This is a genomic window from Leifsonia sp. RCC_180 (assembly GCF_058138205.1).
Genome location: NZ_CP200340.1, coordinates 2,715,052 through 2,731,602, shown reverse-complemented (window position 1 = coordinate 2,731,602; position 16,551 = coordinate 2,715,052). Strand labels below are relative to the sequence as shown.

The following is a 16,551-nucleotide window of genomic DNA, read 5'->3' as shown; positions in this document are numbered from 1 at the left end:
GTCTGAGTGCGTCGAGAGTCTGAGTGCGTCGAGAGTCTGAGTGCGTCGAGAGTCTGAGTGCGTCGAGAGCCTGAGTGCATTCAGAATCGCGGCCTCGAAGTGCTAGCGCCGCGCGAAGGGCCGGGTGCAGAGAACGGCTTCGGGGCCCGCTCAGCGAACGGCGGGAGCGCCTCCCGTCACTGTATGGTCTGGCCACCCGGCGCGCTGCTGCCAGAAGGTTCCCCTCCCCGACGCGTCCGTTTGTGAGCGTCGGCTATCGCGGATCCGGTACGAAGAGACCGCGTTTCACGTGAAACGTGGTGTTGCCGACTGTCCGGAGAACACGGGACCCAGCGCGATTGAATCCGATCGACAACTGCCGCATTCGGTCGACCGACTGGGGTTGGGTCGAGGACCCCGAATTGGTCCATCTAGAGGACGCTAAGCCCAGCATCCGTTACCGTCGACCGTCGACTGGGGCGCAAACAATTGGGGCAGGGGGTGAGGACCTAACGGTAACGCCTCCCGCCCTAGAGCGCGCGGACGGCCTGCTGCAGGAAATAACCTTGACGTTTCACGTGAAACCAGCACGAGGCGCGTCACCGTTCGCGACCGAGGCGGCCGAGGCGGCCCACGTGGGGCCACCCGCCATGCCAGGGACGACGAATCACTCGCAGTGACCTATCCACAGCTAGCGCGGCGCGCGGGAAGCGCCGGACATCCGAGTTAGAGTTGGTAACGGGTGCGCTGCTGGTGTGCCGAACGACCGACGGCAAGCCGGTGCGGAGCACCATCGAGCGACGAGGTTTCACGTGAAACAACCCCACCAGAACGACCGCGGCGGAGTAGGTGAGATCGACAACGACATGGACCCGGAAGTATCGGACGCCGGTTTCGACGGAACCACTCCCCTCGCCCAGGAGATCCAGGATCTCGCTCGTCGGCGGCAGGTAATCGCGGCAACAACACTCCCCCTCCCTTCGCGTACGCGTATCTTCACGATCTCCAACCAGAAGGGTGGGGTCGGAAAGACCACGACGGTCGTCAATTTGAGCGCAGCCCTCGCGAAATCCGGCGCGCGTGTCCTGGTGATCGACTTGGACCCGCAGGGGAACGCCTCCACGGCGCTGAGTGTCGAGCATCGCGAGGGAACTCCGAGCGTGTATGACGTTGTCGTGAATGACCGCGAACTGGAAGACGTCATTCAGAAGAGCCCGGAGTTCGACGGGCTTTTCGTGATCCCGGCGACGATCGACCTGGCCGGCGCCGAGATCGAGCTCGTTTCCATGGTGGCCCGCGAGCAGCGGCTCTCGCGGGCGCTCGACCGGTTCCTCGAGGAGTACGACATCGACTATGTACTCATCGACTGCCCGCCGTCGCTCGGACTGCTGACGATCAACGCATTCGTCGCGGCGAGCGAGGTGCTGATCCCCATCCAATGCGAGTACTACGCATTGGAGGGCCTGAGTCAGCTCCTCAAGAACATTCAGTTGATCGAGCGCCACCTCAATCCGAAGCTGCGGGTCTCCACGATCCTGCTGACGATGTACGACTCCCGTACCAACCTGGCGCACCAGGTCGCCGCAGACGTGCGCGAGCACTTCCCCAACGAGGTCCTCGACACGATCATCCCCCGCTCCGTCCGCATCTCGGAAGCACCGAGCTACGGACAAAGCGTCATCAGCTACGACACCAACTCGAGCGGATCCCTCTCCTACATGGAGGCGGCCGCAGAGATCGCACGAAGAGGAGTACCCCGCTAATGGCAGCGAAGCGCACCGGACTGGGCCGCGGCATCGGCGCCCTCATCCCCACCAGCGACCAGACCAGCCGGCCGGTCGATGTATTCTTCCCCGACAACTTCGGTGGAACGTCGACCGGAACGGCCGTCGCCGAGCGGGAGGACACCCTGCTCGCCGTCCCGGGCGCTCGACTGGCCAGCATCTCCCCCGACGACATCGTCCCCAACCGGGTTCAGCCACGCATGGAATTCGATCGCGATGCGCTGGACGAACTAGTGGCCAGCATCCGCGAGGTGGGCGTGCTTCAGCCAGTCGTGGTGCGCCCGCTCCCCGACGAGCCCGGGCGCTACGAGCTCATCATGGGCGAGCGCCGGCTTCGGGCCACCAAAGAACTTGGCCTGGAGACGATTCCGGCGGTGGTCAAGGAGACGGCCGACGAGGACATGCTCCGCGACGCCCTCCTGGAGAACCTCCACCGAAGCCAACTGAACCCGCTCGAGGAGGCGTCGGCCTACCAGCAGCTGCTCGCAGACTTCGGAATCACCCAGGAAGAGCTCGCCAACCGCATCGGCCGGTCACGCCCGCAGATCACCAACACCATCCGGCTTCTGAAGCTGCCGGCCGTGGTGCAGTCACGGGTCGCGGCCGGAGTCCTGAGCGCGGGGCACGCCCGCGCGATCCTGTCCCTGGCCGACGATCAGGAAGCGATGATCCGGCTGGCGGACAAGATCGTCAACGAGGACCTGTCGGTGCGAGCAGCCGAGGCGGCAGCGAGCAAGACCCCGAAGCCAGTCCGAACCAAGGCGACGGCTGGGCGGCACCGCGGACACCTCGACGAGGTCGCGGGCCACCTGGGCGACCGGCTGAACACTCGAGTGAAGATCTCACTCGGTGCCCGCAAGGGACAGATCGTGGTCGACTTCGCGACGATCCAGGACCTGAACCGTATCCTCGCCGAACTCGGGCAGCCCAGCTACACCTGAGCCGACTGCAGCGACCCGGGCGACAACCAGATCAGGCGTCGGCGATGGCGGCGAGAGCCAGAGCTGCATATACGTCGCCCGGCTCGCGGCCCGAAGCGATGATCGCCTGCGGCATGATCGAGGTCTCGGTGAGGCCGGGAAGAACGTTCGCCTCGAGGAACCATGGTGTCCCCGACCCGTCGACGATGAGGTCGATCCGCGAGAGATGCCGCAGGCCCAGCGCCTTGTGGGCTGCCACAGCGGCTGCGGCGACAGCTTCGGCCACCTCATCATCGAGCCGAGCGGGCACGTAGAACCGGGTCTCCCCCGCGTTGTAACGCGCATCGAACGTGTACGCGCCGTCGACGGGTTCAATCTCCACGGCGGGTAGCGCCTCCGGTCCATCGCCCGTGTCGACGACGGCGACGGAGACCTCGACGCCTTCGACCTTCCGCTCGATCAGCGCAACATCGGAGTAGGTGTACGCATCCACCATCGCCCGCGGGAGTTCCTCCGCGGTCGTGACGATCGTGACGCCCTGAGCCGACCCGCCCTGCGCCGGCTTGACGACGACAGGCACCTCGAGGCCGCCCAGAACCGTCGAGAGGACGCTCCCCGCCCCCAGCTCGCGGAACGTCTCCTGAGGAAGCGTGACCGAGGCCGGAGTGAAGACGCCGGCCCGCTCAACGACGGTCTTGGCAGTCGGCTTCGACCATGCCAGCCGGGATGCGTCGGCGCGCGAGCCGACGAAGGGCACGCCGGTGATCTCGAGCAGGCCGCGAAGGGCGCCATCCTCACCGCTCGCGCCATGGAGGGCCGGCCAGACAACATCCGGCCGGGATTCGTCGAGGAAGGCGAGGAGCGAGGCGTCTGGATCCCGGAACACCACCCGGTGGCCGAGTGCATTCAGGCCGTCCGCGACCCGCCGGCCGGTGCGCAGAGAGACGTCGCGCTCATGCGAGATTCCGCCAGCGAGAACGACGATGTCGAGTTCCTCTTTTTGTGCCATGATCAGGCCTTTCTCGTCCAATGCAGGCTCGTCTAGCGCAGGTCGGTTGGCGGGTTGGCGCTCGTACGGCTCCTGCGCGGCGAAGCCCCTAGCGGTCCGGTCCCGGCGAAGGTGTCGAGCAGATCCTGCTCTCCGTTGAGGACATTGGCGAGACGGCGCACGCCGACTTTGATGTTCTCGGGGGTGGGATAGCAGAACGACAGCCTGATGTTCTGCGCCCCCGACCCGTCGGCGAAGAACGCGGTGCCTGGGGTGTAGGCAACGAGCTCGGTGACGGCGCGCGGCAGCATCGCTTTCGAGTCCAAATGCTCGGGCAGGGTGAGCCAGACGTAGAATCCGCCGTTCGGGTCCGTCCAGCGCAGCTCTGGGAGGTACTCCTCCAACGCGGAAATCATCGCCTCCTTCCGCTCGCGGTAGACCCCGCGGAAGGTGTCGATCTGGGCGCGCCAGTCCGCATCCTGCAGGTACTCGGAGATGACGAGCTGGCTGAACGAACTCGGACTCAGAACCGCGGCTTCATTGGCGAGGATGAGCTTCTCGCGGATGGCATGCGGGGCAAGCGCCCATCCGACCCGGAACCCCGGAGCCAGGGTTTTGGAGAACGTGCCCAAGTAGACGACGCCGTCCTTCTCCACGGACCGCATCGCCGCGGGCGGCTTGTCCTGGAAGTACAGCAGCCCGTACGGGTTGTCCTCGAGCACCAGGATGTCGTTCTGACGCGCGATCTCGAGGATCTCGAGCCGTCGCTCCCAGGTGAGCGTCACGCCGGCCGGATTGTGGAACGTCGGGACGGTGTAAAGGAACTTCACCCGGCGCCCGGCCGACTTCAGCCGGGCGATGTGCTCCCGGAGCGCCTCGGGGATGAGGCCGTGCTCATCCATGGGCACATGATCCACTTCGGCCTGGTACGACTTGAAGATGACCATGGCGGTCACGTAGCTCGGCCCTTCGGCGAGCACCACATCACCCGGGTCGATGAAGAGCTTGCTGAAGAGCTCCAGCGCATGCTGGGACCCGGTGGTCACCACGACGTCGTCGGCGCTCCCGCTGATCCCCTCCAGTGCCATGACCTCGAGGATCTGCTCCCGCAGGGCCGGGACGCCCTGACCCGAGCCGTACTGGAGCGCGACGGCTCCGCGCTCTCGCATGACGCGGTCCATGGCCCCGACGACCAGATCTTGGGGAAGCGCAGACACGAACGGCATCCCGCCGGCGAGCGACACGACCTCCGGGCGGCTGGCCACGGCGAACAAGGCTCGGACCTCACTGGCGGCGAGGCCGCTGGTGCGCTGCGCGTAGTGGTGATACCACGGGTCCAGATTGTTGCCCCGCTGCTGCGGGGAGCCCTGTTCGGTCACGTGTGGGTTCCGTTTCTCTGCCGTTGAGCAATGCTATGGGGGCGGCGCACCGGGGCGAAAATCGGTGCGCGCTTCCGGGTACAAAAAAGACCCGCCCGGCGGGTGAGCGCCGGACGGGTCTGAAGAGGACGGGTCGCGCTACGCGATGTAGGCGGCCAGGTCGGCTTCGAGGGCAGGCTTGGGCTTCGCGCCGATAACGGTCTTGACGACCTCGCCACCCTGGTACACCTTCATCGCGGGGATGGAGGTGATCTGGTACTTCGCCGCGGTCTGCGGGTTCTCGTCGACGTTGAGCTTGACGATCTCGATCTTGTCGGAGTGCTCCGCGGCGATCTGGTCGAGGATCGGTCCAACGGCGCGACACGGGCCGCACCACTCAGCCCAGAAGTCCACCAGGATGGTCTTCTCGCTGTTGAGGACGTCCTGCTCGAAGCTGGAGTCCGTGACCGAACGTGCTGCTGACATTGTGTTGTTCTCCTTATGCGGTGGTCGTGAGTTCGAGATCGCTGGATGCGCCTTCAACGGCGCGGGCCAGCAGGTCCTTGGGGAGGGTGGTGAGGTAGTGCTCCGCGTCGAGGGCGGCGACCGTCCCGGACGCTGCGGCGGTGACCGCCTGACGGTAGGTCGGGTCGATGACGTCGCCTGCAGCGAAGACGCCGGGCAGGTTGGTCTTCGAACTGCGCCCGTCGACGGCGATGGTGCCCTCAGGGGTCAGGTCGAGCTGACCGTGCACCAGGTGCACGCGGGGGTCGTTTCCGATCGCGACGAACAGGCCGTGGAGCTGGAGTTCGCTCTCCTCGCCGGTGACGAGGTTGCGGAGGGTGACGTTCTGAACCTGCTCGTCGCCGCCGATCGCCGCGACCTCCGAGTTCCAGATGAACTCGATCTTCTCGTTCGCGAAGGCGCGGTCCTGCATGATCTTGGACGCGCGGAGCGAGTCGCGACGGTGGATGATGTACACCTTGTCGGCGAAACGGGTGAGGAAGGTGGCCTCCTCCATCGCCGAGTCGCCGCCGCCGACGACCGCGATGGTCCGCTGGCGGAAGAAGAATCCGTCGCACGTGGCGCACCAGGAGACGCCGTGGCCGGAGAGACGCTCTTCGTCGGCCAGACCGAGCTTGCGGTAGGCCGAGCCCGTCGCGAAGATGACGGCGAGCGCCTCGTGGACGGCGCCGGAGCCGAGGGTGACCTTCTTGACTTCACCGGTGAGGTCGACCGACACGACGTCGTCGAGCACGATCTCGGTGCCGAACTTCTCGGCCTGCGCCTGCATCTTGAACATGAGGTCTGGTCCCATGACCGCGTCCGGGAATCCGGGGAAGTTCTCGACCTCGGTGGTGTTCATCAGTTCACCGCCGGCCTCGACAGAGGAGGCGATCAGCAGCGGCTTCAGATTGGCGCGAGCCGCATACACAGCTGCGGTGTAACCGGCAGGGCCGGAACCGATGATGATGATCTGCCGCACAGCGGAACTCCTTGACCTGATCACGACACCTTCGTCTGGAGGCGTCGACCTTTAGAACACATCCTAGGCGGATGCTATTCCGTGTCACCTGGGTGTGCGAGAACGCCCTCCGGCGCGGTTCAGGATAGGCGCGAGTCCGACCTCCAGGTCGGGCGATCGCAGGATGGCGAGGAAGCCGACGTAGACCACCAGCATGACCACGCCGACGATGGCGGTTGCCACAATGGCCGCAATGGGTCCGCTGACCGGGAAGGCACCGTGGCCGAGACCTCCGAGCAGCACGAGGAACCCGGCGCCGGCGGCCATGGCGGCAAGTCCCGCGACCACGAAACGCCAGAGCGAACCGAGGATGCGGCCCCCATCCACTCCCCCGGTCCGCCGGCGAAGCAGCGCGAAGGCGAGCACCGCCTGGATGAGGCTCGCCAGCGACACCACCAGCGCGACCGCGGCGGCACGGGTCGTCGGCGGCACAGAGAAGCAGACCAGCACGCCGACGATGATGACGGCGACCTGAGCCAGCGTGAAGAAGAACGGGGTGCGGGTGTCCCCCAGTGAGTAGAACGCGCGCTGCGCCATGAAGACGAGCGAGAACGGCACGAGACCCACCAGATAGGCGACGAGGACCAGCCCCATCGCCTGGTAGTCGGAGGTGAACACGCGCGCGATCGGGAACGCTGTGACGATGAGAGCAGCGGAGGAGAAGACGATGAGGAACATGATCGACCGGGCGGCGGAGGAGAAGTCCTGGCGGAAGTCGGCGACGGATCCGCGGTGGGCGTGCTCGGCCATCCGCGTGTAGAAGGCAGTGACGATCGAGACGGCGATGATGCCGTGCGGAAGCATGAAGATCAGCCACGCGTTCTGCATGACGAACGTTCCCGCGAAGTTCTTTCCGGCCGAGTTGGCGACGTTCGTCTCCACGAGTCCCGCGACCTGGGTGGCGATGAGCATGGCGAGGGTCCACCCGGCCGCCTTGCCCGCCGTCCCGAGGTTCACGCCGCGCCAGCCGAAGTCGAAGCGGAAGCGGAGCCCCACCCGGCGCCAGAAGACGAACAGGATGAGCGCCTGCACCGCGATGCCGAGCGTTGCGCCGCCGGCGAGGAGGGCGATCATCCCGAACGACCAGTCGGTGTGTTCGTGGCCGGTGGCATTGGCCCCGAAGGCGAGGATGAAGGCGGCGAGCGTTGCGATGGCGACGATGTTGTTCACGACGGGGGCCCAGGTGAAGGGGCCGAACGATTTGCGAGCATTGAGCACTTCGCCGAGCAGCGTGTACAGCCCCAGGAAGAAGATCTGAGGCAGCGACCAGTACGCGAAGGCGGTGGCCAGCTCGCGCTGCTGCTCGGGAACGCCGAAGAGGGTGATCAGGAACGGCGCCAGCAGAGTCGCGACCACGGCGACGGCTGCGAACACCACCATCCCGAGCGTGACGAGCTTGTTGATGTAGGCCCGGCCGCCGTCCGCATTGAAGGACGCGCGCACGATCTGGGGCACCAGGATGGCGTTTAGGATGCCCTGGGCGATGATCGCGTACAGGCTGTTCGGCACGATCGTCGCGGTCGCGTAGGCGTTCGCCGCGAACGAGATGACCCCGATCGCCTGCACCAGGAGCCACGCTTTGGCGAAGCCGAGCAGGCGCGAGACCAGCGTGCCGGAGGCGAGGAGGGCGCTTGCGCGGCCGACGCTATTCACGTGGTCGCTCCTCTGCCGGGGTCGCGGTGTCAGGCGGGCCGGCGGGCGAACCCTCCAACGGGGTTACATCGTCTGCGTCCGTCTCGTCAGCATCCCCCTCGGCCGCCTTCGACCGGCGTCGGAGAATGTTCCGCACGATCCCGAATCCGAAGAGCAGCACCAGCAGAATTCCGAAGATCAGCGCCCCGATGCCCTCCCAGTCGGCGTGCACATCCACCGTCACCGACGTGGGGTCGCCGATCGGGACTCCGGTCGGGCTGTACAGGTGTAGTGAAAGCACGACCTGGCCGTTTCCGACCTTCGCCTTCACCGGGATGAGGACGGTGGCACGCGAATCCTGAAGGATGCGCTTCGTGGTCGACTGGTCGACCTCCAAGCGGCTGTTCGAGGGGGCGGCGGTGAGCACGACCGTGACCGCGTCGTCCGGCAGCTCGTTACTCACCGTGAACGGGATCGAGCCCTGCGCGCTCACGAGGTTGACGTTCTCGGTCGGAAGGATGTGGATCGAGTGCAACGTCTTGACGGTCTCGGCGCGCTCTTTGGCAACGGCTGCGGTCCAGTCCGTCCGCGGGTTCAGCCAGGTGAGGGCGAAGAGGGCCAGCAGGTCGGCCCGCGTGCGTCCGGTCAGGCGGGTCGGGTCTTCGAGGACGGTTGCGAACTGCCCGAGCGAGCCCTCATCCCGAACAAGGGCCAGCATGCCGGCGACCCGCGCCGCCGTCTCGGGAGAGTCGACCAGGTCCAGGCCCTGCGTCGGTGCAGCGGCGCCGACGGTCTGGACGTTCGACGGAGTGGACCAGGGCGCTGCGAAAAGGGAGTTGAACGTGCGCTCGAGTTGGGTCCCGCTGGAGGGCCACGAGCGGTCGAGGGCGACGACGAGACTCCGGGCGTCGCCCGGCTCCTGGCTGATGAGTTCCAGCTGCGCGTTCACCTTCGACATCGCTGCGTTCCAGGCCACGTCGCTCGGCGCGGAGACGGCCCGGCGGAGGGCATCGCTGAGGAGCTGATCGGACGCGAGGATCCGGGTGTTGCCGGAGGTCATCGGTGCGTTCGCCGTGGTGCTGAGATCGCCCGCATTCGTGTTGCTCCCCGACACGATCGCGGTCGTGAGGCCGGCGGCTGCCAGTGGCGCAAGGTCCGCCCGCCGCACGGTCTTGTCGCCCGGCCACGTAATGCCCTTGAGCGTGTAGTCCCAGGCGAGGAGCGACTCCATCGAGGGGACCACCGGGCCCTGTGTCGGGGTCGGCGTCGGGCTGGGCGTCGTCTTCCCCGGGCTCGACGTCGGACTCGGAGTGGAGGGCTGTCCCACCGGGGTCGGCGCCGGGGTGAAGTTCTTCGGGTCGATGGCGTACGAGAGGGACGTCGGCTGGAGCGGCGCCGGAAGCCCGGCCTGGATCTGCCCCACCGTGTCCGCGTCGGCGTAACCGAGCGAGAAGGTTTCGTTCGGGAGCTCCGCGAGCCGAGTGAGCCAGTCGAGGGCGCTCGGCGGGGCCGAATTGCCCAATATCCGGATGGACGCGATGATCATCGGGTCGATGCCGACCGTCACCGAGGTGTGCCCGTTCAGCCCATCCAGTTCGCGCGTCAGGATGCCGTTCGGCGCCGTGTAGGTCGCCAGGTCGTCGGACGTGATCAGGCCGTCGGAACCGGCCGGGGTCACGATGGGCATCATCACGTTGATGTTCGCCTGCTTGGCCGCTCCCCCGGGATACCAGACGACCGAGCTGCGTGCTTCGGCGTCCGCGGAGCCCGCATGGACAGTCGCCCGAAGACCGAACACCCCCGACGTGGTGCGAGTGCCGAACGGGATGGCGGTGGCCGGCACGGTCACCCGCACCACCGTGCTCGACCCCGACTCGATCGCGTTGAGCTGCGCCTGTCCGATGTTCACGGCGCCGGCGACGTCACCGGTCGCGGCAAGCCAGGAGGAGAGGGACTTCCGGTCGCCCTGCGGCGTGGGGTCCGCGAAGAGGGTCACCGTCCCCGACCCGTAGACCGTGTCGGTGGGATTGGAGACGGTCACGGAGACGGCGAGATTCTTGCCGGGGCTGAGCACCCCGGCGTCGTCGGCGGTGAGGGACGCCGTCAGATCGGCGGCCTCGGCGGCGGGTGCGGCTGCGGGGGCAGAGGTGCTCGCGGACGCAGGGCCGGCGGCAGTCGCCGGCGCCGCGCTCGTCCCGACGCCCATCGCGGCGGCGAGAGTTCCGACCACCGCGGCGGCCGCGGCCAGGCGCAGACGGGCGCGGAGTGACGAACCCCTCCGAAGGGTGGGGGAGGCTGCGCTCATGCGTCGACGCGCGATCCCGACTCGGCCTCCATGTCGTCGATTGTAGAGGCCGCCTCCTGAGAGGCCCGCGAGCGGGACCGTTAAACTGGGTCACCATGCAGAGCGTTGCCGAATCCCTCGAACGTCTCGGCGACCTCGCGCGCACCCCCGCGGTCGCCCGTCTCGCCGACGCCTTCCAGTCTGCCGGGCACGAGCTGTCGCTGGTCGGCGGTCCGGTTCGGGATGCGCTGCTCGGCCGCGCGGTCCACGATCTGGACTTCACGACCGACGCCCGGCCGGACGCGATCCTTCGCATCGTCGCGCCCATCGCCGACGCCGTCTGGGACGTCGGGCGGCAGTACGGCACCATCGGTGCGCGCCTGGGCGAGGACACCGTCGAGATCACGACGTACCGCAGCGACAGCTACGACGGCGCAACCCGAAAGCCTGAGGTGGAGTTCGGTGACAGCCTCGAGGGCGACCTGCTGCGGCGCGACTTCACCGTCAACGCGCTCGCGCTCCGCCTCCCCGAGGTGCGGCTCGTCGATCCCTCCGGTGGTGTGGAGGACCTCCTCTCAGGCACCCTCACCACCCCGAGCAGCCCGCAGGTATCCTTCGGAGACGACCCCCTCCGCATGATGCGCGCCGCCCGCTTCACAGCGCAGCTCGGATTCCGCGTGGACGACGAGACGCGCGAGGCTCTGTCGACGATGGCCGAGCGCATCCAGATCGTGAGTGCTGAGCGGGTGCGCGACGAGCTGAGCAAGCTGCTGATGGCGGACGAGCCCCGCGAAGGGCTGGAACTGCTCGTCGAGAGCGGACTGGCGGAGCTCGTCATCCCCGAGATCCCCGCTCTGCGCCTTGAGGCCGACGAGCACCACCACCACAAGGACGTCTACCAGCACAGCCTCACCGTGCTCGATCAGGCGATCGGTTACGAGAAGGAGCGACTCCCCGGGGAGGCGCCGGATCTCATCCTGCGCTTGGCGGCGATCCTTCACGACATCGGCAAGCCGGCGACCCGGCGCTTCGAACCGGGTGGCGCGGTCAGCTTCTACCACCACGACGTCGTCGGCGCGAAACTCGCGCGCAAGCGCCTGACCGCTCTGCGCTTCGACAAGGCGACCATCGATGCGGTCGCACGCCTCATCGAGCTGCACCTGCGGTTCTTCGGCTACTCGGATGCGCACTGGACCGACTCGGCGGTGCGCCGGTACGTCCGGGACGCCGGCACGGAGCTGGAGCGTCTGCACATCCTCACCCGCGCCGACGTCACGACGCGCAACCGGCGCAAGGCCGACCGGCTGGCGTTCGCCTACGACGACCTCGAATCGCGCATCCGTGAGCTCCAGGAGAAGGAAGAGTTGGATGCCGTCCGACCCGACCTCAACGGCGAGCAGGTGATGAGCGTGCTCGGCCTCCGGCCGGGCCGAGAGGTGGGGCAGGCGATGAAGTTCCTCCTCGAGCTCCGCCTCGACGAGGGTCCGCTCGGCGAGGAGGAGGCGACCCGCCGCCTGCTCGCGTGGTGGGCGAACCGCTGAGCCGGTCGACCCGCTCCCCCGCGCTGCGCCGGAGAGATGCGCTCACTGGCTACGCGCTCCTTGCGCCCAGCCTGTTCGGCGTCGCGTGCTTCCTGGTGCTGCCGGTGCTCATCGTCGTGTGGTTGAGCTTCCAGAGCTGGGACCTCGTCCACCCTCTGCAGTTCGCCGGTCTGGCGAATTACGCCTCGGTGCTCACGGACCCGGCCTTCGGGAACGCGCTGCTCGTGACGCTCGTTTTCGTGGTGATCGTCATCCCGGTTCAGACCGCGCTGGGGCTGCTCGGCGCGTCCCTTTTGACCAGAGAGCTGCCCGGTTCGGCGGTGCTTCGCACGGTGTACGCGCTTCCGTGGATCTGCGCACCGCTGGCCCTCGGTGTCGTCTGGAAGTGGATCTTCGCGCCGACCGGCGGCGCGCTGAACGCCATCCTCGGCGTCCGCGTCGAATGGCTGACGGACCCGGTGCTCGCACTGCCGGCCGCGGCCGCTGTCGTGATCTGGACCAATGTCGGCTACGTGACGCTGTTCTTCATGGCGGGGCTGCTCAGCATCCCGCAGCAGGTGGTGGAGGCGGCCCGGATCGACGGCGCGGGACCGGTGGCGTTGTTCTGGCGCATCAAGCTTCCGCTGCTGCGGCCCACCATGTTCTTCGTGCTGGTGACGAGCGTGATCGCGACGTTCCAGCTGTTCGATCAGATCTACGCCCTCACCGGCGGCGGGCCCGAGCATCGGACGGATGTCGTCGCGAACCGCATCTACACCGAGGCTTTTCAGACCTTCGATCTGGGACGCGCCTCGGTCATGGCGGTCGTGCTCCTGGTGATCCTCGTCGCCATCACCGTCGGACAGCAGCTCTACTTCCGGAAGCGGACGACGTATGACCTCGGCTAGCCGCGTGCTCCGCGCCGTCGGGATCTATGCGCTCCTGCTCGCGGGCGTTGCGGTCACACTCGCCCCCTTTGTCCTGAGCGCGATGACCGCGTTCAAGACCCCCGGTCAGTTCGCACGCACCACCGCATTGTCGTCGCCCGATCCGTGGACACTCGAGAACCTGGTGACCCTGTTCACCGGGCCGGCGGGCTTCGGGCGCGCGCTACTGGTGACGGCGCTCGTCACCGTGTTCATCCTCGTGTTCCAGCTGGTCTTCTCGATCATGGCCGCGTACGCGTTCGCCCGTGTCGACTTCCCGGGGCGGGATGCGCTGTTCTGGGTCTACCTCGCGACGCTCATGGTCCCGGCCGTGGTCCTCGTCATCCCGCTGTACCTGATGATGGCCCAGCTGGGGCTGCGCGACACCTTCTGGGGACTGGTGCTGCCGTTCTCGTTCGGAAGCCCGTACGCGATCTTCCTGCTGCGCGAATACTTCCGCGGCATCCCGCAGGAACTCATCGATGCCGCCCGGCTGGACGGCGCATCCACCCTCGACATCCTGGTGGAGATCGTGGTGCCGCTCTCCCGGCCGATCATCGCGACCCTCGTCCTGATCACGGCGGTCAGCCAGTGGAACAACTTCCTCTGGCCGCTCGTCATCACAAGCGGTAACACGTGGCGGGTGACGACCGTCGCCACTGCTAGCCTCCAATCCCAGTACAACGGCAACTGGACAGTTGTCATGGCAGCGACGACGCTGGCGATCGTGCCGCTCGTCGTGTTGTTCCTGATCTTCCAGAAGCGCTTCGTGCGGTCCATCACGATCACCGGCTTCCGGTAGGAGGACACACATGGCCAAGCGCTCGACCGTCATCGCCGCAGCGGTGGCGGGGCTCGTCGTCGTGGTCGCGGCAGTCGGCATCACCGCTGCTGTGGCCGGGTCAGGCCAGCCGGACAAGCAGACCGTCACCGTGCGGCTGTGGGACGAGCAGGTGCAGAAGGCGTACCAGAGCTCGTTCGCCGAGTTCGAGAAGAAGAACCCCGATATCGAGGTGAAGACCTCGCTGGTGCCGTGGGCGGACTACTTCACCAAGCTCCGCACCGATATCGCTGCCGGCAATGCGGACGACGTCTTCTGGGTCAACGCCGGCAACTTCGAGGACTACGCGACCGGCGGTGACCTGGTCGACATCCAGAAGACCCTCGGAGCGGCCGCCGAGAAGCAGTGGCAGCCGGATGTCGTGAAGCAGTACACGCTGGATGGCTCGCTCTGGGGTGTGCCGCAGCTGGCCGACCCGGGCATCGGCGTGTTCTACAACGCCGCGTTGCTGAAGAAGGCAGGAGTGACGCCGGCGTCGCTGAAGGACCTGCACTGGTCGCCCGATCGGTCCTCGGACACGCTCCTCCCGGTGCTGCAGAAGCTGACGCTGGATGCCTCGGGGCGGAACGCCGCCGATCCCGGCTTCGACGCGCATCACATCGTGCAGTACGGCTACAACGCGGCGAACGACCTCAACGCCATCTACATCGACTACCTCGGCTCGAATCGCGCGGCCCTGCAGAAGGGGAACCGATTCGTGTTCGACACCCCGCAGGGCCGGCAGGCGTTCCAGTACGTGGTCGATCTGATCGACAAGTATCACGTGGCGCCGTCGGCCGCGGACACGAACACCAACGGCGACTTCAGCCGCGACCAGTTCACGCAGGGGAAGCTGGCGCTCTTCCAGACCGGGTCGTACAACCTGGCGAACGTGGAGCAGGGGGCGTCCTTCGATTGGGGCGTGGCTCCTCTCCCGGCCGGTCCCGCGGGCGCGATCAGCGTGACGAACGGCGTGATCGCCGCGGGGAACGCGCACTCGAAGCATCCCCAGGCCGTCGCGAAGGTGCTGCGCTGGCTGGGCAGCGCCGACGGCTCCGCGGCCATCGGGGCCGATGGCTCGGCGTCTCCTGCCGTGGTGGCGGCACAGCAGGGGTTCCTCGACCACTGGAAGGCGAAGGGAGTGGACGTATCCCCGCTGTACGACGTCTTGAAGAACGGGAGTGTGCAGGCGCCGCAGGGCGCGAATTGGGCGAAGGCGCAGGATGCGTTCGGCCCGGTGTTCGAGGAGATGTTCCTGGGGCGGATGCCGGTCGCGGAGGCGCTGACGAAGGCACAGTCGGCCGCGAATGCGGCGATGGGCGCGGGGTGACCAGCGTTTCTCTCCACAGACCGCTGTGCCCGCTCGGTTCTCCACAGATCGCGTCGGCGGTCAGCGCGGATGCGGCGTGGCGGCGACAGTGGATGCATGACCGAGACGATCGCCGGCTGGCGTCCTGCACCCGCATCCGTTACCCTAGGGAAGTTGCCCGGGCAGAGTCCTGCCCTCGGCACGTCTATGACACCCTCCTGCTGCAGAACGTCTGCAGCCGCTGAGACCAGAGGAGGTGGGTTAGTCATGCATCAGTACGAGTTGATGGTCATCCTCGATCCAGAGATCGATGAGCGCACCGTGGCTCCGAGCCTTGACAAGTTCCTCAACGTCGTTCGTAACGACGGTGGAACGATCGACAACGTCGACATCTGGGGTCGTCGTCGTCTGGCTTACGAGATCAATAAGAAGTCCGAGGGCATCTACGCCGTCGTCCAGCTCACCGCAGAAGGTGACACCACCAAAGAGCTCGACCGCCAGCTGAAGCTCAGCGAGGCCGTCATGCGCACCAAGGTGCTCCGCGCGGAGGAGGCGATCGCTCAGGTCGCCGCCGCTCAGAAGCGTGCCGACGAGAAGGCTGCCCGCAAGGCCGCCACCTCCGAGAAGGCCGGCGCCTAGTCCCATGGCCGGCGAGACCGTCATCACCGTGGTGGGAAACCTCACGGCCGACCCCGAGCTGCGCTACACGCAGAACGGGCTGGCTGTCGCCAACTTCACCATCGCGTCCACCCCCCGCACGTTCGACCGTCAGGCGAATGAGTGGAAGGACGGTGAGGCTCTGTTCCTCCGCGCCAGCGTCTGGCGCGAGTTCGCCGAGCACGTCGCCGGTTCGCTGACGAAGGGGTCCCGCGTCATCGCGCAGGGCCGCCTGAAGCAGCGCTCCTACGAGACGAAGGAAGGCGAGAAGCGCACCAGCATCGAGCTCGAGATCGACGAGATCGGCCCGTCGCTGCGTTACGCCACCGCTCAGATCACCCGCACGCAGTCGTCCGGAGGCGGACGCAGCCAGGGTGGTTTCGGCGGCGGTGCGCCTGCCGTCGAGGAGCCGTGGGCCGCTTCGGCGCCCGCCGATCCGTCCGCCGGTGCAGACGTCTGGAACACTCCGGGCTCCTACAACGACGAGACCCCCTTCTAACGAGATTCGCCTCTCGCAGAGGCACACATCATCAGCCCGCCGGCCGTCGGCCGGACCGGGCGGAAAGCAAAGGAAACCATGGCTGGAAAGTCGAGCGGCGACCGCCGCAAGCCGATCCGCAAGGGCAAGGACGGCAAGAACGCTGCTCCCGCGAAGTCCGTTCGCGTGGGCGTCATCGATTACAAGGACGTCGCCACCCTGCGTAAGTTCATCTCGGAGCGTGGAAAGATCCGCGCCCGACGCATCACCGGTGTCTCCGTCCAGGAGCAGCGACTCATCGCCCGCGCGGTCAAGAACGCGCGCGAGATGGCGCTCCTCCCCTACGCCGGCTCCGGCCGTTAAGGAGAAGC

Annotated in this window: 15 protein-coding genes; 9 read left to right on the top strand and 6 right to left on the bottom strand. The window is 67.0% G+C overall.

What is annotated here, in order from left to right; genetic code table 11:
• Window positions 1-845: 845 nt before the first annotated feature.
• Both AB7E03_RS13420 and AB7E03_RS13415 read left to right on the top strand, forming a co-directional pair.
• Window positions 846-1,742: a ParA family protein gene (locus tag AB7E03_RS13420; protein WP_489942916.1), complete on the top strand. Its 897-nt coding sequence runs from the start codon at window positions 846-848 to the stop codon at window positions 1,740-1,742.
• Window positions 1,742-2,704 (top strand): ParB/RepB/Spo0J family partition protein, encoded by a 963-nt coding sequence (locus AB7E03_RS13415; RefSeq protein WP_489941871.1) that lies wholly within the window; start codon window positions 1,742-1,744, stop codon window positions 2,702-2,704. The genes AB7E03_RS13420 and AB7E03_RS13415 overlap by 1 nt, the downstream gene beginning before the upstream one ends.
• Before the next feature lie 31 nt (window positions 2,705-2,735).
• On the opposite strand, the gene AB7E03_RS13410 is transcribed toward AB7E03_RS13415, so the two are convergent.
• From AB7E03_RS13410 to AB7E03_RS13385, 6 genes are all read right to left on the bottom strand, one after another.
• On the bottom strand, window positions 2,736-3,692 hold the full coding sequence (locus AB7E03_RS13410; RefSeq protein WP_489941870.1) for a D-alanine--D-alanine ligase family protein: 957 nt from the start codon (window positions 3,690-3,692) through the stop codon (window positions 2,736-2,738).
• Window positions 3,693-3,724: 32 nt separating this feature from the next.
• Window positions 3,725-5,050 (bottom strand): aminotransferase-like domain-containing protein, encoded by a 1,326-nt coding sequence (locus tag AB7E03_RS13405; protein WP_489941869.1) that lies wholly within the window; start codon window positions 5,048-5,050, stop codon window positions 3,725-3,727.
• 138 nt (window positions 5,051-5,188) lie between these two features.
• Complete coding sequence (trxA, locus tag AB7E03_RS13400; RefSeq protein ID WP_441784244.1) at window positions 5,189-5,515, bottom strand: thioredoxin; 327 nt, start codon at window positions 5,513-5,515, stop codon at window positions 5,189-5,191.
• A gap of 13 nt (window positions 5,516-5,528) precedes the next feature.
• Window positions 5,529-6,515 (bottom strand): thioredoxin-disulfide reductase, encoded by a 987-nt coding sequence (gene trxB, locus AB7E03_RS13395; RefSeq protein WP_441784243.1) that lies wholly within the window; start codon window positions 6,513-6,515, stop codon window positions 5,529-5,531.
• A gap of 84 nt (window positions 6,516-6,599) precedes the next feature.
• On the bottom strand, window positions 6,600-8,207 hold the full coding sequence (murJ, locus tag AB7E03_RS13390) for a murein biosynthesis integral membrane protein MurJ (protein WP_489941868.1): 1,608 nt from the start codon (window positions 8,205-8,207) through the stop codon (window positions 6,600-6,602).
• Entirely contained in the window at window positions 8,200-10,491 is a 2,292-nt protein-coding gene (locus AB7E03_RS13385) for a DUF6049 family protein (RefSeq protein ID WP_489941867.1), read from the bottom strand. The genes murJ and AB7E03_RS13385 overlap by 8 nt, the downstream gene beginning before the upstream one ends.
• 95 nt (window positions 10,492-10,586) lie before the next feature.
• Between AB7E03_RS13385 and AB7E03_RS13380 the strand changes: the two genes are divergently transcribed.
• The 7 genes from AB7E03_RS13380 (at window position 10,587) to rpsR (ending at window position 16,543) form a co-directional block, all read left to right on the top strand.
• The gene (locus AB7E03_RS13380) at window positions 10,587-12,011 is read left to right on the top strand and encodes a CCA tRNA nucleotidyltransferase (RefSeq protein WP_489941866.1); all 1,425 of its coding nucleotides are present in this window, start codon (window positions 10,587-10,589) and stop codon (window positions 12,009-12,011) included.
• Window positions 11,996-12,898, top strand: coding sequence for a carbohydrate ABC transporter permease (locus AB7E03_RS13375; RefSeq protein ID WP_489942915.1), 903 nt, complete (start codon window positions 11,996-11,998; stop codon window positions 12,896-12,898). Before AB7E03_RS13380 ends, AB7E03_RS13375 begins: the two co-directional genes overlap by 16 nt.
• The gene (locus AB7E03_RS13370) at window positions 12,885-13,718 is read left to right on the top strand and encodes a carbohydrate ABC transporter permease (RefSeq protein ID WP_489941865.1); all 834 of its coding nucleotides are present in this window, start codon (window positions 12,885-12,887) and stop codon (window positions 13,716-13,718) included. The genes AB7E03_RS13375 and AB7E03_RS13370 overlap by 14 nt, the downstream gene beginning before the upstream one ends.
• Window positions 13,719-13,728: 10 nt before the next feature.
• Window positions 13,729-15,066: an ABC transporter substrate-binding protein gene (locus AB7E03_RS13365; RefSeq protein ID WP_489941864.1), complete on the top strand. Its 1,338-nt coding sequence runs from the start codon at window positions 13,729-13,731 to the stop codon at window positions 15,064-15,066.
• A 246-nt stretch (window positions 15,067-15,312) separates the two neighbouring features.
• The gene (gene rpsF, locus AB7E03_RS13360; protein WP_018189014.1) at window positions 15,313-15,684 is read left to right on the top strand and encodes a 30S ribosomal protein S6; all 372 of its coding nucleotides are present in this window, start codon (window positions 15,313-15,315) and stop codon (window positions 15,682-15,684) included.
• Window positions 15,685-15,688: 4 nt separating this feature from the next.
• Entirely contained in the window at window positions 15,689-16,201 is a 513-nt protein-coding gene (locus tag AB7E03_RS13355) for a single-stranded DNA-binding protein (RefSeq protein ID WP_441784237.1), read from the top strand.
• Between the two features lie 78 nt (window positions 16,202-16,279).
• Window positions 16,280-16,543 carry a 30S ribosomal protein S18 gene (gene rpsR, locus AB7E03_RS13350; protein WP_018189012.1) on the top strand — a complete coding sequence of 88 codons (264 nt, stop codon included), beginning with the start codon at window positions 16,280-16,282 and terminating at the stop codon, window positions 16,541-16,543.
• Window positions 16,544-16,551 lie beyond the last annotated feature (8 nt).